The 23057-nt window shown below is 45.0% G+C and carries 20 protein-coding genes and 8 tRNA genes; 19 read left to right on the top strand and 9 right to left on the bottom strand.

The features are described 5' to 3' along the window. Positions 1–194: 194 nt before the first annotated feature. The 10 genes from MHM87_RS16550 to MHM87_RS16505 all read left to right on the top strand — a co-directional run bounded on the left by MHM87_RS16550 (position 195) and on the right by MHM87_RS16505 (position 3890). A complete protein-coding gene (locus MHM87_RS16550) occupies positions 195–1190 on the top strand; it encodes a peptidylprolyl isomerase (RefSeq protein WP_239260269.1) in 996 nt (331 codons plus the stop codon). A gap of 171 nt (positions 1191–1361) precedes the next feature. Then, positions 1362–1438, top strand: a tRNA-Met gene (locus MHM87_RS16545). Positions 1439–1473: 35 nt separating this feature from the next. Then, positions 1474–1558: transfer RNA gene (locus MHM87_RS16540), tRNA-Leu, on the top strand. Between the two features lie 4 nt (positions 1559–1562). Next, positions 1563–1638 (top strand) — tRNA-Gln (locus MHM87_RS16535). 35 nt (positions 1639–1673) lie between these two features. Next, positions 1674–1758: transfer RNA gene (locus MHM87_RS16530), tRNA-Leu, on the top strand. A gap of 2 nt (positions 1759–1760) precedes the next feature. Further along, a tRNA-Gln gene (locus MHM87_RS16525) sits at positions 1761–1836 on the top strand. A gap of 52 nt (positions 1837–1888) precedes the next feature. Next, positions 1889–1965: transfer RNA gene (locus MHM87_RS16520), tRNA-Met, on the top strand. 34 nt (positions 1966–1999) lie between these two features. Beyond that, positions 2000–2084 (top strand) — tRNA-Leu (locus tag MHM87_RS16515). 4 nt (positions 2085–2088) lie between these two features. Next, positions 2089–2164, top strand: a tRNA-Gln gene (locus MHM87_RS16510). Between the two features lie 319 nt (positions 2165–2483). Further along, a complete protein-coding gene (locus tag MHM87_RS16505) occupies positions 2484–3890 on the top strand; it encodes an alanine/glycine:cation symporter family protein (RefSeq protein WP_075176299.1) in 1407 nt (468 codons plus the stop codon). A 182-nt stretch (positions 3891–4072) separates the two neighbouring features. Here the strand turns inward: MHM87_RS16505 and MHM87_RS16500 are convergent, their stop codons facing one another. Both MHM87_RS16500 and MHM87_RS16495 read right to left on the bottom strand, forming a co-directional pair. Then, complete coding sequence (locus tag MHM87_RS16500; RefSeq protein ID WP_239260267.1) at positions 4073–4729, bottom strand: cupin domain-containing protein; 657 nt, start codon at positions 4727–4729, stop codon at positions 4073–4075. A gap of 50 nt (positions 4730–4779) precedes the next feature. After that, positions 4780–5400, bottom strand: a complete 621-nt coding sequence (locus MHM87_RS16495; RefSeq protein ID WP_239260265.1) for a flavin reductase family protein — start codon at positions 5398–5400, stop codon at positions 4780–4782. 92 nt (positions 5401–5492) lie between these two features. Here MHM87_RS16495 and MHM87_RS16490 point away from each other — a divergent pair, with 92 nt between their 5' ends. Beyond that, the gene (locus MHM87_RS16490; protein WP_069944046.1) at positions 5493–6050 is read left to right on the top strand and encodes an acyl-CoA thioesterase; all 558 of its coding nucleotides are present in this window, start codon (positions 5493–5495) and stop codon (positions 6048–6050) included. Positions 6051–6119: 69 nt separating this feature from the next. Here MHM87_RS16490 and MHM87_RS16485 read toward each other — a convergent pair whose 3' ends face one another. Both MHM87_RS16485 and MHM87_RS16480 read right to left on the bottom strand, forming a co-directional pair. After that, positions 6120–8684, bottom strand: coding sequence for a TonB-dependent receptor (locus MHM87_RS16485; protein WP_014978882.1), 2565 nt, complete (start codon positions 8682–8684; stop codon positions 6120–6122). Between the two features lie 593 nt (positions 8685–9277). Beyond that, positions 9278–9448, bottom strand: a complete 171-nt coding sequence (locus MHM87_RS16480; RefSeq protein WP_239260263.1) for a hypothetical protein — start codon at positions 9446–9448, stop codon at positions 9278–9280. Positions 9449–9696: 248 nt separating this feature from the next. Between MHM87_RS16480 and MHM87_RS16475 the strand changes: the two genes are divergently transcribed. Continuing rightward, positions 9697–9879: a hypothetical protein gene (locus MHM87_RS16475; RefSeq protein WP_039216244.1), complete on the top strand. Its 183-nt coding sequence runs from the start codon at positions 9697–9699 to the stop codon at positions 9877–9879. Positions 9880–10040: 161 nt separating this feature from the next. Here MHM87_RS16475 and MHM87_RS16470 read toward each other — a convergent pair whose 3' ends face one another. Then, entirely contained in the window at positions 10041–10592 is a 552-nt protein-coding gene (locus MHM87_RS16470; RefSeq protein ID WP_239260261.1) for a carboxymuconolactone decarboxylase family protein, read from the bottom strand. Between the two features lie 149 nt (positions 10593–10741). On the opposite strand from MHM87_RS16470, the gene MHM87_RS16465 reads away from it, so the two are divergent. After that, complete coding sequence (locus MHM87_RS16465) at positions 10742–11332, top strand: TetR/AcrR family transcriptional regulator (protein ID WP_014976138.1); 591 nt, start codon at positions 10742–10744, stop codon at positions 11330–11332. A gap of 77 nt (positions 11333–11409) precedes the next feature. Here MHM87_RS16465 and MHM87_RS16460 read toward each other — a convergent pair whose 3' ends face one another. From MHM87_RS16460 to MHM87_RS16450, 3 genes are all read right to left on the bottom strand, one after another. Next, complete coding sequence (locus MHM87_RS16460) at positions 11410–11892, bottom strand: hypothetical protein (protein WP_239260259.1); 483 nt, start codon at positions 11890–11892, stop codon at positions 11410–11412. An 81-nt stretch (positions 11893–11973) separates the two neighbouring features. Next, entirely contained in the window at positions 11974–12150 is a 177-nt protein-coding gene (locus tag MHM87_RS16455) for a hypothetical protein (protein ID WP_014948996.1), read from the bottom strand. Further along, positions 12150–13349 (bottom strand): FAD-dependent monooxygenase, encoded by a 1200-nt coding sequence (locus MHM87_RS16450; protein ID WP_239260257.1) that lies wholly within the window; start codon positions 13347–13349, stop codon positions 12150–12152. Before MHM87_RS16450 ends, MHM87_RS16455 begins: the two co-directional genes overlap by 1 nt. Before the next feature lie 305 nt (positions 13350–13654). Here MHM87_RS16450 and miaB point away from each other — a divergent pair, with 305 nt between their 5' ends. The 6 genes from miaB to MHM87_RS16420 all read left to right on the top strand — a co-directional run bounded on the left by miaB (position 13655) and on the right by MHM87_RS16420 (position 20676). Beyond that, positions 13655–15088, top strand: a complete 1434-nt coding sequence (miaB, locus tag MHM87_RS16445; protein WP_014948994.1) for a tRNA (N6-isopentenyl adenosine(37)-C2)-methylthiotransferase MiaB — start codon at positions 13655–13657, stop codon at positions 15086–15088. A gap of 29 nt (positions 15089–15117) precedes the next feature. Continuing rightward, complete coding sequence (locus MHM87_RS16440) at positions 15118–16200, top strand: PhoH family protein (protein WP_039216249.1); 1083 nt, start codon at positions 15118–15120, stop codon at positions 16198–16200. After that, a complete protein-coding gene (gene ybeY / locus MHM87_RS16435) occupies positions 16197–16673 on the top strand; it encodes an rRNA maturation RNase YbeY (RefSeq protein ID WP_039225624.1) in 477 nt (158 codons plus the stop codon). The genes MHM87_RS16440 and ybeY overlap by 4 nt, the downstream gene beginning before the upstream one ends. Positions 16674–16789: 116 nt before the next feature. After that, positions 16790–17647, top strand: a complete 858-nt coding sequence (gene corC / locus MHM87_RS16430; RefSeq protein WP_014948991.1) for a CNNM family magnesium/cobalt transport protein CorC — start codon at positions 16790–16792, stop codon at positions 17645–17647. Positions 17648–17753: 106 nt separating this feature from the next. Beyond that, on the top strand, positions 17754–19259 hold the full coding sequence (gene lnt / locus MHM87_RS16425) for an apolipoprotein N-acyltransferase (protein ID WP_239260255.1): 1506 nt from the start codon (positions 17754–17756) through the stop codon (positions 19257–19259). 118 nt (positions 19260–19377) lie between these two features. Further along, positions 19378–20676: an amidohydrolase family protein gene (locus MHM87_RS16420; protein WP_039230292.1), complete on the top strand. Its 1299-nt coding sequence runs from the start codon at positions 19378–19380 to the stop codon at positions 20674–20676. Between the two features lie 211 nt (positions 20677–20887). Here MHM87_RS16420 and pta read toward each other — a convergent pair whose 3' ends face one another. Then, positions 20888–23029 (bottom strand): phosphate acetyltransferase, encoded by a 2142-nt coding sequence (gene pta / locus MHM87_RS16415; RefSeq protein WP_239260253.1) that lies wholly within the window; start codon positions 23027–23029, stop codon positions 20888–20890. Positions 23030–23057 lie beyond the last annotated feature (28 nt).

The raw sequence follows: 23057 nt of genomic DNA, 5'->3' as shown, positions 1-23057 counted from the left end.
CCAGCGCGGATCTCATCGTGGAGCGGGTTGCGTGAGCGCCTAATCAGACTCCGAATACATTAGCGCATAACCAACCCCGTTATCGAAATTGATTATTGCAATAACGAGGCGGACCATACATTTTTGTTTCTAGCGAATAATTGTGAAGCGCACATAGGCCTGATATAACTAGTAAAAAACTAACGGCTTTTGTAATGACTATTAATCAGCTTTGCGCTTCACGCCCTTTAACTTGCAGCAAATCACAGCACGCCAAACGATTTTCAGTAATAAAAACCTCAATTAAAGTGTTGTGCTTCTTAAGCCTGGCTAATTTTTCTTTTGCCAGTGAACCTCAAACTAATCCAGTGAATTCACAAATCAGTAGCGATGCTGTTGAAAAGGCACCAGCATTAGCAAGTAACACTGCCAGTTGGTATCAAGTTCCTCAGAGTAATACTGTGACGTTTAAAACTGCATATGGCGATGTAGTTATTGCGCTTCACCCTACCCTTGCACCAAAACATGTGGCCAGGTTTAAAAGTTTAATAGACGCAGGCTTTTATAACGAACAAGCATTTTATCGTGTAGTAGACGGGTTTGTGGCACAGGCAGGCAGCAACGATACTCACGATGCCTCAAAATTTCCGCCGACACTGTTTAAGCCAATCAACGCTGAATTTACCCAACCGCTCAATAGCAATGTCAACGTAGTTGAGAGCAAAGATATGTTTGCGCCTAACACCGGATTTTTAGATGGCTTTCCAGTAGGCATTGATAAAAGCCGAAAAGAAATGTGGGGACTTCATTGCCCAGGTGTTGTGGCGTTTGCTCGCAATAGCGAGAAAGATACAGCCAGTACGGAGTTTTATATTGTGATTGGGCAAGCACCACGACACTTAGACAGAAATATGTCGGTCGTTGGTCGCGTACTGCACGGTATGGATGTGCTTCAAAAGTTGCCGCGAGGAAATATGGACAGAGGTGGCGTTCTAGATGATATAACGCAAGAAAGCAAAATTAAGCAGGCTTTTGTGCATGCAAACAACGCTACACCTTATTTTCTGCAAACGCCGCATCATGAAGAATATAAAAAACGGGCAAACACAGGAAGAAACTTAGATAACCCTTTTTTTCATGACAATACGTATGGCCCGCGCCCTATTGACGTATGTTATTACCAAACAAAAACCAGTAACAAAGCGTGGTAAATAGCTAACTTTTTTCGTGCAAGTTGTTCAATTTCACGGCTTTTTGCGCGTATTTCGCCCTAATGCGCACACTTAATGAGCATTTAAAAAAAGTTAGTAAAAAAGGGGTTGACGGTTGCCAGTCATATACGCATAATACGCGCCACTTCCTGAGAGGGAAGAGAATAGCAAGGCTACGTAGCTCAGTTGGTTAGAGCACATCACTCATAATGATGGGGTCGCAAGTTCGAATCTCGCCGTAGCCACCAATTCTCACTTATCTCTTTTAGGAAAGTCTAGCTGCGCGGAAGTGGTGGAATTGGTAGACACGCTGGATTTAGGTTCCAGTGCTTCACGGCGTGAGAGTTCAAGTCTCTCCTTCCGCACCACAACTGGGGTATAGCCAAGTTGGTAAGGCAGCGGGTTTTGATCCCGCCATTCATAGGTTCGAGTCCTGTTACCCCAGCCATTCTTTTTTGAATGACTATTATAGCTAGCGTCTACGCGGAAGTGGTGGAATTGGTAGACACGCTGGATTTAGGTTCCAGTGCTTCACGGCGTGAGAGTTCAAGTCTCTCCTTCCGCACCATTTGGGGTATAGCCAAGTTGGTAAGGCAGCGGGTTTTGATCCCGCCATTCATAGGTTCGAGTCCTGTTACCCCAGCCAAATTCTTGAGAAGCCGCTCATCGAGCGGCTTTTTATTGAAGATAAAAGTTTAGGCTACGTAGCTCAGTTGGTTAGAGCACATCACTCATAATGATGGGGTCGCAAGTTCGAATCTCGCCGTAGCCACCAACTTTTACCTATTCCTTAATTGGAAGTCTACATTGCGGAAGTGGTGGAATTGGTAGACACGCTGGATTTAGGTTCCAGTGCTTCACGGCGTGAGAGTTCAAGTCTCTCCTTCCGCACCAATATTGGGGTATAGCCAAGTTGGTAAGGCAGCGGGTTTTGATCCCGCCATTCATAGGTTCGAGTCCTGTTACCCCAGCCATATTCTTGAAAAAGCCGCTCTTTTGAGCGGTTTTTTTGTTTGTACTCCCGTTTTGTTCTGCAAATGTGTTCTTCTCCCCCATGAATGAATAAATTTGCTATATGCGAGCATAAAACGTCATAGTTTCAGTACGTTTTCATTGTCCAATCATTTAATTGTCGTGCTAGTATTGGTTTTTATCGATATAGCTCGGCTTATTCCAAGGTTTAGCAAATACAAGTTTGCTTAAGCCGAAGCGTTTGTTCTGACAACGCACCTGTCATGTTCAGTTCATTTCTACACGCCGAGCAATAATTAAAACAATAACGAAGGAAAGTGCGTGATAAACGAATTCGTTTCATTAGTTAACAATATTCTTTGGGGAGACGGTCAGGTACTTATCATTATGCTGCTTGCATGTGGTATCTGGTTTACCGTTAAACTTGGCGGTGTGCAGCTTAGGCACTTCGGCCATATGTTCAGCCTACTAAAGGGCAGTAACACTTCTACTAAGGATGGGATAAGTTCATTCCAAGCTTTGTGTACCAGCTTATCGGCTCGTGTAGGCACGGGTAACTTAGCTGGCGTCGCGGTTGCTATATCCCTAGGCGGTGCTGGCGCTATTTTTTGGATGTGGATGATTGCCCTTTTAGGTATGGCCACTGGCTTTGCCGAAAGTGTACTAGGTCAGCTATACAAGGTCCGTGACGAAAACGGCGAGTTCCGTGGCGGTCCCGCTTATTATATCAAGCAGGGTTTGAACAAAACCTGGCTTGCAGTCGCATTTTCTCTATGTTTGTTCTTTGGCTACGGCTTTGTCTTTAGCGCCGTTCAAGCCAATACTATTACCGATGCATTAAACAATGCGTACTCTTTCCCCACAGAATATGTAGGCCTAGCCATTATTGCACTGGCAGCCTTAATCGTCGTGGGAGGCCTTAAAAGCATTGCGCGCTTTGCCGAGTTTGTGGTGCCCTTTATGGGAATAGGCTACGTGCTTGTGGCATTGGCTATTACCTTCATTAATATTTCCGAACTGCCAGCCATGCTGCTCGATATCGTTAAATCAGCATTTGGCTTGCAGGAAGCTGGCGCAGGAGCATTAGGTGCTGCCATTAAAAATGGTATTCAGCGTGGTCTTTATTCAAATGAAGCGGGCAGCGGCTCTGTACCGCACGCAGCAGCAAGCGCTGTTCCAAACCCTAACCATCCGGTATCGCAAGGTTACATTCAGATGCTCGGCGTTTTCTTAGATACACTCGTGCTATGTACGTCTACTGCCTTCATCATTTTACTTGCTGGCGGTTCAAGCTCTGATCAAATGGAAGGCATACGCCTAACCCAAGATGCGATGAGCAGTCACCTAGGCGAAGGCGGTACTGACTTTGTGGCTGCCGCCATCAGCTTATTTGCATTCACGTCTGTAGTGGCAAACTATGCCTATGGCGAAAGTAACCTGCACATGTTCAAGCTAGATAACAAAATAGGCCGTGCAGTTTACACTATTGGTTATTTAGGCATGATTTATTGGGGCGCACAGGCGGCACTACCTCAGGTATGGGCCATGGCCGATATGGCGTTGGGCCTAATGACGGTGATAAACATCATTGCTATTGTATGGATGACCCCTACCATTGTGTCTATCAGCAAAGACTACTTTAAGAAAAAAGACAGTGGCGCAAACATGGAATACAAAGCGGGCGACTGTGAAATACAGGGTAAGTCAGAAGAGGGTATTTGGGATTAAGTCCAGCTTTTACTAGGTGAGTGTTTTAAAATTAGGTGTTATCACGCTAACGTTAACTAATTAAGATTAAAGTAAGTTTTGACAAAAGAAAGGCTAACCTCGGGTTAGCCTTTTTCGTTTGTAGCAATTGACCGCAAGTAAAACACTGGTTTTGATTTACCTGCAACAAATGAAATGGCGGCCTACAACGCTACTGGCAAATGCCCTGTCTTCACCCAAATTACTGTTTCCTCATCCACGTAGGGATGATGCTGACTCATATGAGGATTGCGCAACCATGTGCCTTTTGGGTATGCACCATGTTCGTCTTTGAATGTACCCGACAGTACAAAAATTTCTTCACCCCCGAAATGCTTGTGAGGCTTAAATACCTCTCCCACGGGCCACTTAACTAGCGCCACATGTTCATGCTCAAAGTTGTGGAGCGGCATCACTTGTAAACCGCCCTGCCCTTGCAGCCATTGTTCTTTATTTGTATTTACGCGTACTTCACTCAAGTCACGCTTATCAAACTGGTTCAGCTTCACTAAAATAACACAGCCTTCTTTACTAAAAGGGCTATGTTTACTGCCTGGCGGGTTACGCAAGTAAGTGCCTGCAGGGTAATCACCGTGTTCATCGGAAAACACACCTTCAAGCACCAAAATTTCTTCACCATAAGGATGACTATGCTGCTTAAAGCTCGCGCCAGCTTCGTACTTCACGACGCTAGTTGTATGACCAGACTCTTTTGCTTCACGCTCTAAAGGCTTCCGCCATACCGTAGAAGACGGTGACGCCTGCCACTCTTGCATTTGCGTATTAATCGCTAGGCGTTCATCAAAGTTCATATTTAGCATTTAGGTCACCGGTTAATATTGACGCGTTGTCACTGTTTTATTAAAGACCGTTACTCTGGTCTTAGCATTTCGAAAAAGTTATCTCGGGAAATAGTGTAATAATCGCCTCGTCCGCCACCACGGGTAACTGGCGCACTTTTCACCGTGCTGTAAACGCCGTTCTCTATGAGTGACTTATCAATATGTACACCCACTACTTCACCCATGATAAACCAGCTATTCACCTCCTCACCTGAGGCGGTCTTAAGCTGTACCACATCAGTTAGCTTACATTCCATGCTCACCTTACTCGCTTTTACGCGGGGAACGCTTACCACTTCACTTTCTACAGTTTGAAGCCCTGCATGGTCAAATTCACTTTCTTCAGGTGCCAGAGGTTTACTTGTCGTGTTCATTGCATCAATCAAATCTTCTGATACAAGATTCCAGCAAAACTCACCCGTTTCCTGTACGTTTACCAGTGAATCTTTCTTACTGCCTACTACTGAAAAGCCGATAATTGGCGGCGTGTAGTTCAACGCATTGAAAAAACTGTAAGGAGCAAGGTTTAACACTCCCGTTTTTGATTTTGTAGAGATCCATCCGATTGGGCGCGGTGCGATGATCGCGTTAAACGGATCGTGAGCCAAGCCATGACCTTCTTTTGGTTGATAAAAATGCGTTTGTGACAAAACCATTCCTTAAAATTTGTGGTAGGGTAAATCTAATACTGATATGAACGCTTATTCGGCGCTTTTCAAGGGCTTAAGATCAAAGGTTGTTTATGACTGCACGTAATGTCGCTTTTTCAAGAACAAGACTGACTGAATTAATGGTGCCATCTTTTGCTAATTTTGGCGGTAAGGTGCATGGCGGTGTCATTTTATCGTTAATGGATAAAGTCGCCTATGCCTGCGCAAGTAAACACGCAGGGGCCTATTGTGTAACCGTTACCGTTGATGGCGTCGAGTTTTTACAGCCTGTTGAAGTGGGTGACTTACTTCACCTCGACGCTACCGTTCATTATGTCGGAAACACATCCTTGGTAGTAGGGATAAAAGTCACTACGGAAAATATCAAAACCAACGAGGTCAAACATACCAACAACAGCTTTTTTACCATGGTTGCCAAAGATGATAGCGGCACACCTGTTTCAGTCCCTGAGCTAGAGTTATCTACTCACCATGAAATGCGCAATTTCGTAACGGCTATACGCCGCAGTAAAATTCGAAAAGAGGCACAAGTTAAGCTGCAACGTGATTACGACGCCTTTATTCCCAAAGAAGACTTTGCGCTTTTAAATGAACATCGCTGTGCAGTTACCTTTGAGAAAAATGACTAAGTAACAGGTACAAAAAAAGCCAGTTGCGTATTAATCAACTGGCTTTCAGCACTCAAGAACCGGTGCTATTTAGAAGCTATACGAAACTTTTCCGTAAACAAAACGGCCTGTAAAACCGTAAGGCGAAAAGCCTGAATACGGGAATAAACGCGAGAACGTAGTTACATCATCCACAAGTTCACGGGTTGTTTCTGGGTACACATCAAACAAATTGTTAGCACCAACAGAAACGGTAAGTCCTTCTGTTAACGCAATGCGAACGTCTAGGTCTGTGATCCACTCTGACGGAATGATTTCATTGCGTGCTTCAACTGACGATGGGTCTTCCACTTCACCATAACGAGTAGTACGTAAGGTTGTTGTGTAGCGGTCATAATTCCACGTAACACCTAAATTCAGTTTGCTGTCAGGCGAAGCCGTTTCGAAGCGACGTAGTTCAACATCATCGAACAAGTTAGCCTGGTCGAAGCCTGCATTTTGCAAAACCTCAGGTGCATCGATAACACTTGTTACTTCGTTATCGTTAAAGTTGGCACCTGCGTTAAAGTTAAACGCACCATAATCTGACGTATTAAGCGTATAGGTAGAAACAATATCAACACCTTCCGTACGCGAATCTATCGCATTTAAGAAGAATCGTGCCTGATTAGCTCCCGTACCCGCAAGTAATGCTTCTATACCCTCACCTGATAGGTTGTTAGACAGCACGATACGATCGTCAATATCAATGCGGTAAAAGTCTACTGTCAGGTTGAAATCGGCGGTTGGCGAGTAGGTAAAACCTGCGCTGTAGTTATTCGATTCTTCTGCATCAAGGCCTGGGCTGCCCAGCGCTTGCGCAACATCACTTGACGGCGCAAATGTGCCCGTTTCTGTTGGCTCGCCATCAACAAATACCGTCGCGATTGAGGTGAAGAATTGCTGTTGTAGCGATGGTGCTCTAAAGCCGGTTGATACTGACGCTCGAAGTGCAAATGCATCACTCAGGGTTACACGGTGAGACATTTTCCAGTTAAACGTGCTGCCGAAGTCAGAATAATCTTCATAGCGCCCTGCCACTGCTACGTTCCAGTTTTCTACAACGTCAGCTTCTACATCCACATAGAAGCTATAGTTATGACGGCTGTTTTCACCTGCAGATTCTGGTGTAAAGCCTGGGAATACTTGCGAACCAGCAGCACCAAACGGGCCGTCTACCGGGTCAGTCACCACGCCGCCAGGTCCAAACGTACCTTGTATGTAAGACCCTTCTTCACCTGCAGTTATTTCATAGCTCTCATGACGATATTCTGCGCCCATGGCGAAGTTCATTTCGCTGTAGAAATACCCGGTATCTACCAAACGTGACGCGTCAGCATTCACAATTGTGGTGTTGTATTCTAGCGTACCCGCGTCAAACTCAGTTTGACTCGTTGGACCTAAAGACGTGTTTAGGGTGTTGATAACACCATACTCAAGCTCATTACCACCATGTGTTACGGACAAGTCGTAATTCCACACATCGCCATAGCCCTTAATACCAGCAAGCAGCGACATATCGGTTATGTCAGTTTGAATAGAAGGTAGGAATCCGTCTGGATAAATTTCAACTACGTTTCGTGAATCTTGAGCTCGACGGTAAAAGCCTCCGCCTACCGAATCACGAGTGCTGTAGCCTGCGGTAGTATAAAACTCAACGCTATCAGTAAGGGCTTTACCCGCGTTTATGAACAAGGCGTAATCTTCTACCTCACCATTTCCGTAAACGTGATTGTAGCGGTTGACCGTAAGCTCACGAGGGTCTAAGTTGCCGTCCGCGTCTCGCGCATAGTTTTCTCGCTGGTCGTAGTCCGAACGGTTCGCCTGTCCACGGTCGCGGTATTCACCTGATACGTTAACAAAGCCGTCGTCTCCCCATTCGAAGCCTACGTTGCCGCGAAGGGTAAAGGTTTGTCCATCGGTTACGTCTCTGTCGCTTCCTTCAGCGAATGCTAAATTACCGTCAGCGCCAACACTCACACCTTCAAGGTTAGGCACACCGTCCATTGTTGTAACGTTAGCACCATACGTTGCCGACACTTCACCGCCTTCGGCAGCATCTTTCAAAACAATATTTATAACACCGGCAATGGCGTCTGAGCCGTACTGAGCCGCAGCACCGTCACGCAACACCTCAATACGCTTAATCGCATTAGCCGGGATAGCGTTTAAATCTACCGCTGAAGAGCCACGCCCCACCGAACCATTTAAATTAAGAAGCGCAGAGGTATGACGACGCTTACCATTAACTAATACCAGCGTGTGGTCTGGTGCTAAACCACGCAGCTGCGCTGGTCGTACGTGGTCGGTGCCATCGGTAATAGATGGCTGAGGGAAGTTAAAGCTGGGCAGTAACTGGTTTAAGATCATGTTGGTTTCAGTGAGCCCCGTTGCTTCTATAGATGAAGCATCGATAATATCGATAGGTACAGGGGAGTCATTGATGGTGCGACCAACGCGACGTGAACCTACAATTTGGATTTGCTCAACATCTTGCTCATCAACAGAAGCTTGCTCCTGTGCAAGCACTGACGAAGAAGAAAAAGCCATTCCTGCAATTGCAGACGCAATGAGGGAAAGCTTGAAAGCAGAAGCGTTAAATTTTGCCTGTTGCATTGTGTTGTTCCTGAATTCTTTTAAATTTTACTTTTCGAAGTGTGTAGTTTTGTATTTCGTGAATCAAAAACGCGTTGAAATACAATATCTTCTTTCTGTTGTTGGGGTACTGCTAAACGCCAGGTTGTCTGATCAGACTTATTATTATTAGAGATGAAAAGCACGCGGTGCTTGAAGGCTGAGTAAATCACAAAAAGATTCGCTCGCACAATACTAAAGTTGTAATAAATCCTTAATATCGACGACAGGCAGAATTTTGAAGATGAAGCGACGGAATCATCTATTGCACTGGTGGTAAGAGGCGGTAGGAAGGTGCCACCTTCACAAAAGGTAATTTGGACTAGAGTACATGAAACAGAAAAAGCGCTCCGTTCAGAGCGCTTTTCATACCAAATTTGCACTAATGAGTGCCAAATAGGCGCTTATGCTTTTTTAAGCTTCTTCTTAAGCTTTTTCAGTTTTCCTTCTTGCTTAGAAATTTTCGCCTTAGTTGCTTTAATCGCTTTTTTTAACTCTTTTTTCTTAGCCATGATGTAAATCCTTATCTTTATTTGTAGTGTTCGCTTCACTCACATAACGTTTAGCAAACGCCGCTATTGATCGCCGTGTTTGGCAATAAATTCTCGAATAAAGTGTCTTACTTCACGAGCAGCAGAAGTGTCTAGGTCTTCGCATAACGCGATAAACTGGGCACGCTCTTCGTCATTGATTCGAATAATCATCTGACTATTCTTTTTCTTCTTTTTATTGCTTTTTTCAGACACCTTAAATCCTTGCAAATACCAATACGTGCAGTATGTCGTTCAATGAGAATCTGCAAGTACTACCACATTATTCGAATATAAAATGTATAGCCTATGTATATACATTTCAAGATATTTTGAACTTTTCACCCTTATTTTTCATAAAAGCGTAATGCTAGCGTCACATTAGTGACTTCAGGCTAAGCCAAAGTAATTCCAATAAAAATGGAAACAACGAACTTACGTAAAATCAAAAAGTGAAGTAGACCATGACACAAGCACAATCTATAACTCACCTATCGTGTTTCATCGAAGCAGTGGCTATCGCGAAACAAAATAAATGCAGTAATTGCGACGATTTGAAAACACTGTTGCAGCAAAAGGGATACGAAGAGTTAGTTGCAATGGAAACCGTAGAAGAATTAAGCCCGCAGCTGCCCTTAGCGTCTTAATAGTCGTATTTTGAATAGGAATAGAAAAATGCTGTTTGCGCTTTTTATCTACACACTGTGTAGCCTACTGCTATTCAGCTTTTGCGAGATTGCTCGCAAGCGTTTGAGCCAGAAACAAAAAACGGAAGCCTTGCTTCCGTTTTAAAAGAGCTATCAAATGATTATTTAGGCGACCAATCAAATTTTTTGAAAGGTTCGTCTACAGGCGTATCGGCCAAATGATTGGTATAATTACTCATCACTTTTTGCGCCAATATAAGTATGATTTCTAACAATTGCTGATGCTTGTATCCAGCACTGTAAAATGCGTCAAGCTGCGCATTATCAACATTACCTCGCCCGCGAGTTAAAGCCAGCACAGTTTCTTTAAGCGTATTCAATTTGCTGTCAGACAGTGTTTCATCGTTTCGCAACTCTTCAATTAGGTCATCGCGCACTTTCATACTCTTCGCAATACCCGTATGCGCTGGAACGCAGTAATGACATGCGTGCTCTACATTCACTGCCTGCCAAACCACCGTTAACTCTTCTGCATTGAACGATGTTTCTTGCGCTAGTTTATGCAGCACTTGATAGCCTTCAAGCAAAGTCGGCGCTTCTGCCATTACTGCATGTAGCTTTGGAATCATTCCAAATGCTGCTTGCGAATTATCAAGTAAAGGCTTTGCTGCTTCTGGCGCACTCTCTTTCGTGTGTAAAGTAAAATCGCTCATGTCACTCTCCTATTGATGTGATCCAAAACTGCAAGCAACGCTTTGCGCTACTCACAACTCGTATGCCAATAATAATAGGTTTACTTGAACGATCGTTCAAGTGATAATTGAACATATGTTCAAAATATTCACGTATAAGGTATGCAGCGGTGAAATATGACCACGATGAGATTATAGAAAAAGCCACTACGCTTTTTTGGCAACGAGGCTTTCAGGCGGCTGGCATGCGTGATATTCAGCAGGCATTGGATATGCGTCCGGGTAGTATTTATGCGCGTTTTCAAAGCAAAGAAGGTTTATTCAAACTTGTTGTTGAGCATTATGCAGACAACAGTGCAAAACGTTTAAAGCAAGTCACAGAAGCTCAATCACCTTTAGATGCTCTTTACCACTTTTTTGAAACAGCATTAACTGGCCCCGACGAGCAACGCTACATGCGCCAGTGCTTGCTGGTTAAGTCTATTGCAGAATTAGAACTCATTGGTGATATTGCCAAAAAAGCTGTACTTGAGAGCATGCAAACCCTTAAGGCTGGTTTTAGAAATATTATTGAAGCCTGTATCGAAAAAGGTGAGCTGCCTGAACATACGCCAACGTCAACAGCCGCAGAGTGGCTTCAAAATCAGTTCGTTGGCTTACGAGCGTTTGCCTTACTGCAAGACGATAATCAAACAACTATTAAGATGATAGACAAAGTCATTATCGATTTGAAAGGACAATGGCCACAACAAACACATTAATGTAGATGAAGGCTTACAAAAACTGACGCAGTGCATTTCATGAAAATTGCCGTGAAACCAGTTGGATGAGCCCTGGTTTACTTAACTAAGCGGCTCGGAATGAACCGATTAAACCAAGTGGAAAAACCATTTTTGTCCGTTTTCAGATTAACGTAGGCTCGCTTTACCTCAACCCACTGTTCCTGGTCAACAGTCACTCTACCATCAGCAAACGGTACATATAGCTGATCGCCTTCAAAGTGGGTTCTAAATTCTAAGTAAAAGTCGCCGTGTAACTCCTCAAGTAAGGCATCGGACTCCCCTAACCCGTTGGGGAGGAAGTAATGAAACCGAGTGAGAATAAGGCTTCCTTCAGCACTTAACTGGTAACTGCCTGCATAGCCATCCCAGCAAGCAGACATCACCTCAACCTTTTCAGGGTCAGGTTTACTCTTCAACTGATAAAAGTGTTTTTCACCTTCGTCTGCTGGATGCCCTTGCCAAATATAATAAAGGCTATAGCCTTTTAGATTAACCCTCGGACATTGATTGGAGAACCCTTGCGAAAATTGTACGGTCATTCCTTTGAACCTTTGAAAAAGTGAATTGATTTGAGTTCGGCAAGTGGCTAGATTTTGTGACTTTTTAAACCTAAGCAGCAGCTAAGAGAACAGTAACCGCAACAACTGGGCGATAAGCAAAATCCCCATTAAGGGCCAAATCCACTTAGCCCATTTCGCAGCATCCTCATTACTGATTCGCATTTTAGAGCGTTCTATTAGCGGTATAATCAATGCTAGCGCACCAAATAACACCGCCAGTAAAATTAACACTTCCATTATCGTAACCCTATCGCATATTTGAGCACTTCTTGTTTAGCAGGCTCTATGCGCTGCGCCACAGAAAGAAGCTGGTTTCTTATCCATTTTATGGGGGCAACGTCATTGCTAAACAAGGTATAAAACCCATCCATTGCCGTCATCATCACCAAATTATCTCGCTTTCGTGGCTTTTCATAATTGCTGATAAGCCTTTGAGAAAATACTTTATCGGTTAGCGACAATGCGTTGTCGCTACCGAATGGCTTGATTTCAGCACACACAGAAAGAAAGGTTTCTACGTCTTTAAAACCTAAATTAACGCCCTGTCCGGCAAGCGGATTAATGGTGTGTGCTGCATCACCAACTAACGCACAACAGCCTTTCACATAGTGATTGGCATGAGAACGCGTGAGTGGAAAAATCGCTTTATCAATAACTGAAAAGCGATTGCCATTTCTGGTTAATTCGTCTGGAAACGTTTTAAGAATTTCACTTTCAAGTTGGTTCGCTTTTAAACTTTTAATCCGTTTGAGTTCGTCAGGCGAGTCATACCAAACCAGCGAAGCGAAGTTATCAAACATAGGTAAAAAGGCTTTAGGGCCACTCGATGTAAACTGCTGCCAGGTTACAGGTTCAACGGCGTTCTCCATCTTTATAGTGATCCCCATCGCCTGCTGCGCATATTGCCAACCTGTGGTGCCAATGCCCGCCGCCTTTCTTACCTGAGAGTTTGCACCATCTGCGCCAACAAGCCAGCTCGCTTCAATGGTTCTGCCATTCGAAAGGCTGACCTTAGCCGTATTCGTTAATTGAATATCTTGCACCGTTTGTCCGGTAATGAGCTCTACATTGTCAAACTGCTTTAATGCGTGGTGGCACCCCAGCTGCAACAATCGGTTTTCCACAAAAAAGCCTAGCTGGGGCATGTCGATACTTTGTGCGGTAAAGTCTGTTCGATGGGCTGGGTCGTCCCACACGCTAAGGCCTGTGTAAGGTTTAACACGCATGGCGGCTATGTGCTCCCAAGCACCAAGGGCTTTTAACAGCGTTACCGATGCTTCGCTGATGGCTGAAACCCTTAAGTCGGGCCCCTTCTCAGCGTTAAAAGGTGCTGGTAGATACGGCTCTATCACTGCTACCTTAAACTGCTGCTGAGCAAGTCCCAACGCAAGTGCAGCACCTACCATACCGCCGCCATTTATACAAAAATCGACCATTTACTCTCCTTAAAACACGCACTTGCATTATGTCTTAAAACACAAAGCGCTGTGAAGTAAAACGTAGAACTGGCTTGCCCTAGATCAAATCTTAACGAATCGTCTCAAGATACTGGGAATATGCTTGCATAACAGGTAAAATATGCGGCTATTTTGAACATCTTCCTGTAACTGACATTATCAGTGTTTTTTACGTGGTGATTTAAGCGCCTTACGTAAAATAACATTCTGGCAGCCACCTTTTCTAAACAACGGTGAAACTGCTCTCACTTACAGGAACACTAACAGGTTATCGAATAGTTGTTATGACTAAAAAGCTGTATATCAAAACCTGGGGCTGCCAAATGAACGAGTACGACTCGGAGAAAATGGCAGACTTACTAGACTCAACGCATGGCTACAGTGCTGCAGAAAGTGCTGAAGAAGCCGATGTTATTTTGCTTAACACATGCTCAATTCGTGAAAAAGCACAGGAAAAGGTGTTCCACCAGCTGGGACGTTGGAAAACACTTAAGCAAGATAAACCTGAACTTATTATCGGTGTGGGCGGCTGTGTAGCCTCTCAAGAGGGCGATACTATTCGTCAGCGCGCGCCTTTCGTAGACTTAGTATTTGGTCCACAAACACTGCACCGCTTGCCTGAAATGATCAATCAGCTTCAGGGCGGCGCAAAGTCAGTCATTGACGTTAGCTTCCCGGAAATTGAAAAATTTGACCGTTTGCCTGAACCACGTGCTGAAGGTCCAACGGCGTTCGTTTCAATCATGGAAGGCTGTTCAAAATACTGCACATTCTGTGTTGTGCCTTACACCCGCGGTGAAGAAGTAAGCCGCCCTGTTGACGACGTGTTGCTTGAAATCGCTCAGCTTGCAGGTCAAGGCGTGCGTGAAGTAAATCTTCTAGGTCAAAACGTTAACGCGTATCGCGGTGAAAATTACGACGGTACAATTTGTCGTTTCTCTGAGCTGCTTGAATTGGTAGCGGCCATAGACGGTATCGACAGAATTCGTTACACCACCTCACACCCGGTTGAATTTACTGATGACATTATAGAAGCATACGCGTCTATTCCGGAGTTAGTAGACCACCTACACTTGCCTGTTCAAAGCGGCTCTGACCGTATATTGAACTTGATGAAGCGTGGCCATACAGCAATCGAATACAAGTCTAAAATGCGTAAGCTGAAGAAAATTCGCCCGAACATTAGTTTGTCGAGTGACTTCATTATTGGTTTCCCAGGTGAAACAGATGCCGACTTTGAAGCCACCATGGATTTGATTCAGGCAGTCGATTACGACCTTAGCTTCAGCTTTATTTACAGTGCTCGCCCGGGTACGCCTGCTGCCGACGCAGTAGATGACGTAAGTGAAGAAACTAAGAAGCAACGTCTTCACCTACTACAGCAGCGTATTACGCAACAGGCTCTTCGTATTGCTCGTCACATGGTTGGTACAGAGCAGCGAATATTGGTTGAAGGTCCGTCAAAGAAAAACCCAATGGAGCTTTCGGGACGTACTGAAAATAACCGTGTAGTGAACTTCGAAGGCACACCAGACATGATTGGCGAATTCGTTGATGTAAACATCACTGACGTATTCACTAACTCATTACGTGGTGAAGTTGTGCGCAGAGAGAGCGAAATGGGCTTGCGTGTTGCCGTTTCGCCCCAATCTATCATGGCAAAGCATCAGGCAGATTTGCCCGATGAGCTTGGCGTGGGTCAATTTAACCCAGCCTAAATACATTTTATAGCGAGGAAAAAAGTAGCTTGAGTACATTGGTTAGTAACGAATTTGAATTAGAACCGGCAGATAGCAAACGTTTGTCGAGTTTATGTGGCCCCTTTGATGACAACATTAAACAAATTGAGCGCAGGTTAGGGGTAGAAATTACCTACCGAAATAACGCATTCAAGGTGTTGGGTGAACCGCAGCAAATAAAAAGTGCCAGCGAATTACTTAAGCTTCTTTATATAGAAACTCAGCCTATTAAGGGCCGTATTCCCGAGCTAGAAGCAGAACAAGTTCATCTTGCCATTCAAGAAGCCCGCGTTATTGAAAAAGACGCAACAGGCGGCTATGGCAAAGAAGTCAATATTAAGACCAAGCGCGGTGTGATTAAGCCGCGTAACCCTAACCAAGCGCAATATGTGGCGAACATTGTAAACCACGATATTACTTTTGGTATTGGACCTGCCGGTACGGGTAAAACCTACCTAGCGGTCGCTGCTGCTGTGGACGCGCTTGAGCGACAAGAAATTCGCCGTATCTTGCTTACCCGCCCGGCGGTAGAAGCGGGTGAAAAGCTCGGTTTCTTACCCGGCGACCTTTCACAAAAAGTTGACCCGTACCTTCGTCCGCTTTACGACGCCCTATTTGAAATGTTGGGCTTCGAGAAAGTAGAAAAGCTTATGGAACGCAACGTCATTGAAGTTGCACCGCTGGCCTATATGCGCGGTCGAACGCTGAACGATGCCTTTATTATCCTGGATGAAAGTCAAAACACCACGGTAGAGCAAATGAAAATGTTCTTAACCCGTATTGGCTTCAATTCAAAAGCGGTGATCACCGGTGACATCACGCAGGTAGACTTACCTCGCGGTGCAAAATCAGGTCTTCGTCATGCTATTGAAGTGTTAAGTGAAGTGGATGACATTTCTTTCAACTTCTTTAACGCTGAAGACGTGGTCCGCCACCCTGTGGTTGCGCGCATCGTAAGAGCCTATGAAGTGCACGATGCTGAACAAGAGCGTCTTCGCAAAGCACGTAAAGAAGAAGCGTTGCGACTTCAACGTGAACAGGCTTCTCAAGACGATAATGCCACGCAAACGAAAGACGACAACGCATCGTGAGTGCCATTATTGATGTACAGCAAGCGTTTGAAGGTGACGAGGCCATTTTGTCGGCCATTCCCTCACCTTCGGAACTTGAGCTTTGGGCTAACGCCGTGCTCAATTACGAAGGGTTAGCTGAGCAAGAAGTGACCATTCGCTTTACTGACGAAGCCGAAAGTCAAAGCCTTAACCATGAATACCGAGGAAAAGATAAACCCACAAATGTTTTATCTTTTCCGTTTGAAGCGCCTCCAGGTATAGAAATAAACCTTTTAGGCGACCTGGTTATTTGTGCCCCCGTTATTAGTCGAGAAGCCGAAGAACAGCATAAAGACGTAAGCAACCACTACGCGCACATGACTGTTCACGGGCTATTGCATCTAATGGGTTACGACCATATTGATGATGCGGAAGCTGAGGAAATGGAAAGCAAGGAAATTGATATTCTTGCGCACCTTGGCATTGCTAATCCTTACGAATCTATTGATTAACAATTCAATATAAACCATTGTTAGTTAAGTACTTTAACACTTAATAACAATAAAACATTGACGACCAGCGAGAACCATTTTAACGTTGGCGTTGAACTAACAATTAAACGGACATTATGAGCGACGATAATCCTCACTCTACCAACGGCTCATCAGGCAAGAGTTGGTTAGATAAACTAAAAAATTCAATTTCTGGCGAGCCGAGAAGTAAAGAAGAGTTAGTATCGGTTATTACTGATGCTGAACAGAACGAAATCATAGACCCACAAACCCGCGAAATGATTGAAGGGGTTATTGGGGTAAATGAAATGCGAGTAAGGGATATCATGATCCCTCGCGCTCAAATGACCACCATCGATGTAGAGCAAAAGGTAGAAGAGTTTTTACCTGTAATGCTTGAATCTGCTCACTCCCGTTTCCCTGTTATCAGCGAAGATAAAGACCACATCGAAGGTATCCTGTTAGCAAAAGATCTTTTGGCTTTTGCATTTAACGCGGAAAAAGAATTTAACCTTCGCGATATTCTTCGCCCAGCGGTTATTGTTCCAGAAAGCAAACGCGTGGACGTTCTGCTTAAAGAGTTCCGTCAGCAACGCTACCACATGGCCATTGTTGTAGATGAATATGGCGGTGTGTCTGGTCTAGTCACGATTGAAGATATCCTTGAAATTATCGTGGGTGAAATTGAAGACGAATACGATACGGAAGAAGATGGTACCGATGATATTCGCCCGTTAAATAAATCAACATACTCTGTTAAAGCCTTAACGCCGGTTGACGATTTTAACGAGTTTTTTGAAACCAAGTTTAGCGAAGAAGAAGCCGACACTATTGGCGGTATTGTGCTGAAAGCGTTTGGTCATATGCCTGAAACCAATGACGAAATCACCATTGGCGACATTCAATTTAAAGTGACTAACTCTGATAAGCGCCGACTTATTCAACTTAAGGTTTCAGTGCCTTCGCTCGAATAGTGAAGTAACGCAAACTACGCCTGTTTCAGCATAGGGCAGCATGATTTTATGCGTGCTCACCCTATGTTGACGTAACAACTCTATTAACCACGATCAGATGACTCCTATGCTGAAACGGTTTACTCCCCACCTTCTTCTTTTACTAAGTGGTGCAAGCTTAACCCTTGCTTTTGCTCCCTTTAACATGTGGCTTTTAACTATTCCTGCGCTTGCACTTGCTATACGTCAGGTGATAAAGCTCAAACATCGCCCATTTTTAGCCGGATGGCTGTTCGGTGCGGGATGGTTTGGAGCGGGTATAAGTTGGGTTCATGTGAGTATTGCCGACTTTGGCGGGCTTCCCATTGCGGCATCTATTGGCATTATGGCGTTGCTATGTGGCTACTTATCGCTTTATCCTGCGCTTGCCACCAAGCTAACCGCCAAGTTCTTCTCTCCCCACTTGTGGCCAATGGTGTTACCTCTTTTCTGGGTTGCGGAGGAGTGGTTACGAAGCTGGATGCTAACCGGCTTTCCATGGTTATCTTTAGGGTATAGTCAACTAGAGAGCCCTCTTTCAGGCTTTGCGCCAATCATCGGAGAAACGGGAATAAGCGCGCTTATCGTTATCAGCGCTACGCTATTTGCGTTGATACACAATAAGCGAACTTTCGCCAACGCAATGCTAGTGGCGCTGTGCTTATTTACCAGTGGCTACCTTCTTAAACAACATACTTGGGTTGCGCCCCAAAAAACCTACTCAGTAGGCATGGCTCAAGGCAACATCGCGCAAAGTCTTCGATGGGTGCCAGAGCAAGATGGTCCAACCATGGACACCTATTGGAAATTAACTGAAAGCTTATGGGATAACGACCTCATCATTTGGCCTGAAGCCGCGGTTCCCAAGCTTGAGCCATTAGCCCAACCTTATCTTGCTAAAGTTAACGAAAGAGCCTTTCAAGAGAACACGGCACTTATTACGGGTATTGTTAATTACAACTGGGAAACTGATGAAGCGTGGAACAACCTAATTGTGCTAGGTAAACGTACGCCAGATGCCGCTTATCCCGACTATCAATATTTCCACAACAACCGATTTTCGAAACATCATCTATTGCCCGTAGGCGAATTCGTACCTTTTGAAGACTGGCTTCGCCCGCTCGCTCCCCTATTCGATTTACCTATGTCATCATTCTCTCGAGGTGACTATCAACAGGCAAACCTTGAAGCTAACGGCATTCACCTAGCCCCCGCTATCTGTTTTGAAATTGCGTTTCCTCATCAAGTGATGGCAAATGTATATGAAAATACCGACATGATCATAACCGTGAGTAATGATGCGTGGTTTGGTCACTCACATGGGCCTGCTCAGCATTTGCAGATAGCGCAAATGCGCGCCCTTGAGTTAGGCCGCCCTGTCGTTAGAGCGACAAATAATGGCATTACGGCTTTTATAGACCACAGAGGCGAAATAACTGCTCGGCTACCTCAATTCATGGCAGGTAATATTTCGGCGCCAGTTGTCGCAACCAGAGGGTTTACACCGTATTACCATCTTCAAGAGCTAGGTGTTTGGTTTATAGTTATTTTGCTATTTGTTAGTGCGTTACTTCTTAGACGAAGACAGAGTTGATCTGTACAAGTTAAAGGTACCGACACAATAGTCATTCAATAATAATACTAACTCGATGTAGGACATGTTGAACTTGTTTTTTTGCAAAGTTCAATGTGTGCTAATTAAGGAAATACTTGTGAACTGGGTTTCTCTTTTTTCAAAAAAACTACTCACCTTTTCTATCACTGCCATTGTTTGCTCTACTGCTGTTTTCGCAGAGACAACGGTAATTACTGCAGATCGCATGATTGACGTTGCTAACGGGAAAGTCGTCAAACAGGCGGCTGTTATTGTAACGGACAATATAATTACTGCATCTGGTCGTCTTAAAGACCTGACAGTTCCAAACGAAGCAACACGTATTGATTTAGGCAATGCAACGCTAATGCCTGGGTTAATGGATATGCACGTACACTTAACCAGTGATGCAACTCGACACGGGTACAAGCGTTTAGAAGTATCACTGCCCCGCGCGGCTATTACTGGCGTTAAACACGCTAAAGCAACGTTAGATGCAGGTTTTACCACTGTGCGTAATGTGGGTGCACCTGGTTTTGCTGATGTTGCGTTAAGAGATGCCATCAACGCGGGCGACGTAGTGGGACCGCGCATGTTTGTAGCTGGGCCAAGCCTAGGCGTAACTGGCGGCCATTGTGACAGCAATCTTTTGCCCTATGAGTATGACAATTATAGCGAAGGTGTAGCCGATGGCCCGTGGGAAGTACGCAAAAAAGTACGTCGAAATATTAAGTACGGCGCTACCGTGATCAAATTCTGCGCTACAGGTGGCGTTTTGTCTAAAGGCACAAAAGTAGGTGCACAGCAGTACACATTCGAAGAAATGAAAGCCCTCATTGATGAGGCCCATTTACGTGGTTTGACAGTAGCGACTCATGCTCATGGCACTAATGGCATTAAAGCAGCCATTAAAGCGGGTGTAGATTCAGTAGAACACGTAAGTTTGCTTGATGACGAAGCGATAGATTTAGCGAAAAAGAACGGTACTTACTTCTCTATGGATATTTACGTAACTGAATATATTCTGGGTGAAGGAGAGAAAGCCGGTATTCTAGAAGAAAGCCTGAATAAAGAGCGTATTGTTGGTAAAACTCAGCGCGAAAACTTTGAGAAGGCAGTTAAAGCTGGTGTAAATATGGTATTTGGTTCCGATGCCGGGGTTTACCCTCACGGTGATAATCCTAAGCAGTTTGCCCGGATGGTGAAGTTCGGTATGACCCCCATTCAGGCTATTCAAGCTGCTACTATTAACCCTGCCCGCTTACTGAAACAAGAAGCTACCCTTGGAAGTTTGGAAAAAGGTAAGCTGGCAGATATCGTCGCAGTGCCCGGCAACCCACTAGATGATATGAGCCTTATGGAAAAAGTGGGCTTTGTTATGAAAGATGGACAAATTGTGAAGCAGTACGCGATGTGATGAATGGCCGCTAAAAGAAAATCTTTAGTTTGTAGTTCATAGATTGCAGCTTGCTGCACGGAGCAGAGGATAGTCGCTACGCAAGGTCAATAGCTTAGCAAAACATCACACTGCATCAGACTAAGAAATAAAAAACGGCGCTAACTTCATTTGAAGTAGCGCCGTTTTTGTTAGCAGCAACTACCTTACAACAGATAGGTAGTCTACCCTGTTAAACGTTACCTGCCGCCTGGATAGCAGTAAGTGCTATGGTAAATACAATATCGTCAACCAATGCACCGCGACTTAAATCGTTAACGGGCTTTCGCATGCCTTGCAGCATTGGGCCAATACACACTAGATCGAAGCTACGCTGTACCGCTTTGTAAGTGGTATTTCCGGTATTGAGGTCAGGAAAAACAAACACGTTTGCCTTACCAGCAACAGGGCTATTTGGTGCCTTGCTCTTGCCCACACTTTCGATAGCCGCTGCATCGTATTGAAGTGGACCATCAATAAGTAAATCAGGGCGAAGGCTTTGCGCAATTTTGGTCGCTTCTCTCACCTTTTCTACATCGCTTCCTGCACCTGACGAACCAGTGCTGTAGCTAATCATCGCAACCCGCGGTTCAATACCAAACATTTGTGCAGATTCCGCAGATTGAATAGCAATATCAGCGAGCTGTTGAGCGTTGGGATCTGGGTTAATTGCACAGTCGCCGTAAACCAAAACTTGGTCAGGCAACAGCATAAAAAATACTGACGACACCAAAGACGCGTTTTCAGCGGTCTTTATTAACTGGAGCGCTGGGCGAATAGTGTTCGCAGTTGTATTTACTGCACCTGACACTAATCCATCCACGTCATCTTGCTGAAGCATCATCGTGCCCAGAGTTACATTATCTTCTAACAACTCTTGGGCAACCACTTCCGTCACACCTTTATGGCCGCGTAGCGCCACTAAGCTCTCAACATAGTCTTTTTTAATGGCCGACGGCGAGAGAATCTCAACGCCTTCGCTCACTACAACACCTTGCTGTTCTGCTACCCGCCTAATCTCAGTTTCATCGCCTAGCAATACAGGACGAGCAAGACCCCGCTTGGCACAAATAGAGGCCGCCACCACGGTTCTTGGCTCGTTTCCTTCAGGAAGCACAATGCGTTTATTTACCTGCCTTGCACGGTTTGTTAGGTAAAAACGAAACGCTGATGGAGAGAGTTTTTTCTGGCGCGACACTTTTTGGGTAAGTGAATTTACCCAACTTGCGTCTAAACTTTCCGCCGTGTGAACCATCACCTTTTCAATGCGTTTACTGTCATCTACAGGTACTTCCTGATTAAAAGCGTGAAGTGCTTGTGCTGTTTGCCACGTATTGGAATTTACCAGCATAACCGGTAAGCCCGTTTCCATGGCTTGGCTACACAACGCCATAATGTTTTCATCCGGCTGATAGCCGCCGGTAAGCAAGAGCGCGCCTAGCTTTGTGCCGTTTAATGCAGCTAAACAGCACGAAACAAAAACATCGCCGCGATCACCCGACATTACAAGTAGCGCCCCCGGCTTTAAGGTGTGCGTCATGTTGTGAATTTCTCGCGCGCAAAACGTGACACTACTTAAACGCCGCTCAGCCAGCTCGCCTTCGTTTAACAAGCTAGCGTTAAGATGCTTCGCTACGTCAGTGGCGCGAGGAGATACTAAATCAGCGCTCCAGTCAATTGTGCCAAGTAGACTCAAGCCCTTTTTGAAAATAGGCAAATCACGTAACGCTTGGGTTCGCTCTTCGTCGTGCTCAGGGGCTTCGATTGCGCCAATATCAGCGCGTAAGCGACCATGTTCATCAAAAGGCGCGTTAACTTTGTTAAAGATACAGCCCACTACTTTTTGACTTTTGTGACCGCCATAGGTGTCTACAACGATTTCGAGGCGATGATTGATATCCGTGGTCGACTCATTTCCCGGCACAGCCACGAAAACGATGTCGGCATCAAGTGCCCGACTAATTTCTAAATTCAGGCGCTCTGCGTAAGGATGATGGCGAGTTGTCACCAATCCTTCAATAACAGTAACAGCCTCTTGAACACTGCTTTCTTCAAACCGCTCGATGATCTCCTCTAAGAGCTCATCGGTGCTGTCGTTACTGATCATTCGCTCTACGTATTCAAGCTCGAAAGGCGTGATGGGCGACACACTGGCATGGTGCGCAATAATTGCTGTAGAGCGCTCTTCGCCGTTATCGCCTTTGCGTGGCTGTGCAACGGGCTTAAAGAAATTGAGCTTTATGCCTTGTTCCTCGATAGCACGAACAAGGCCCATGCTGACCGTAGTTAGGCCCACACTGGTGCCTACGGGGATCAACATAATTCTGCGAGACATAGTTACTCCTGCTTTTGCTAACGCGTTG

This window comes from Alteromonas sp. Cnat3-28, assembly GCF_022348265.1.
Taxonomy (GTDB): domain Bacteria; phylum Pseudomonadota; class Gammaproteobacteria; order Enterobacterales; family Alteromonadaceae; genus Alteromonas; species Alteromonas macleodii.
The sequence above is the reverse complement of the archived record's forward strand: the minus strand, read 5'-3'. Positions and strand labels throughout refer to the sequence as shown.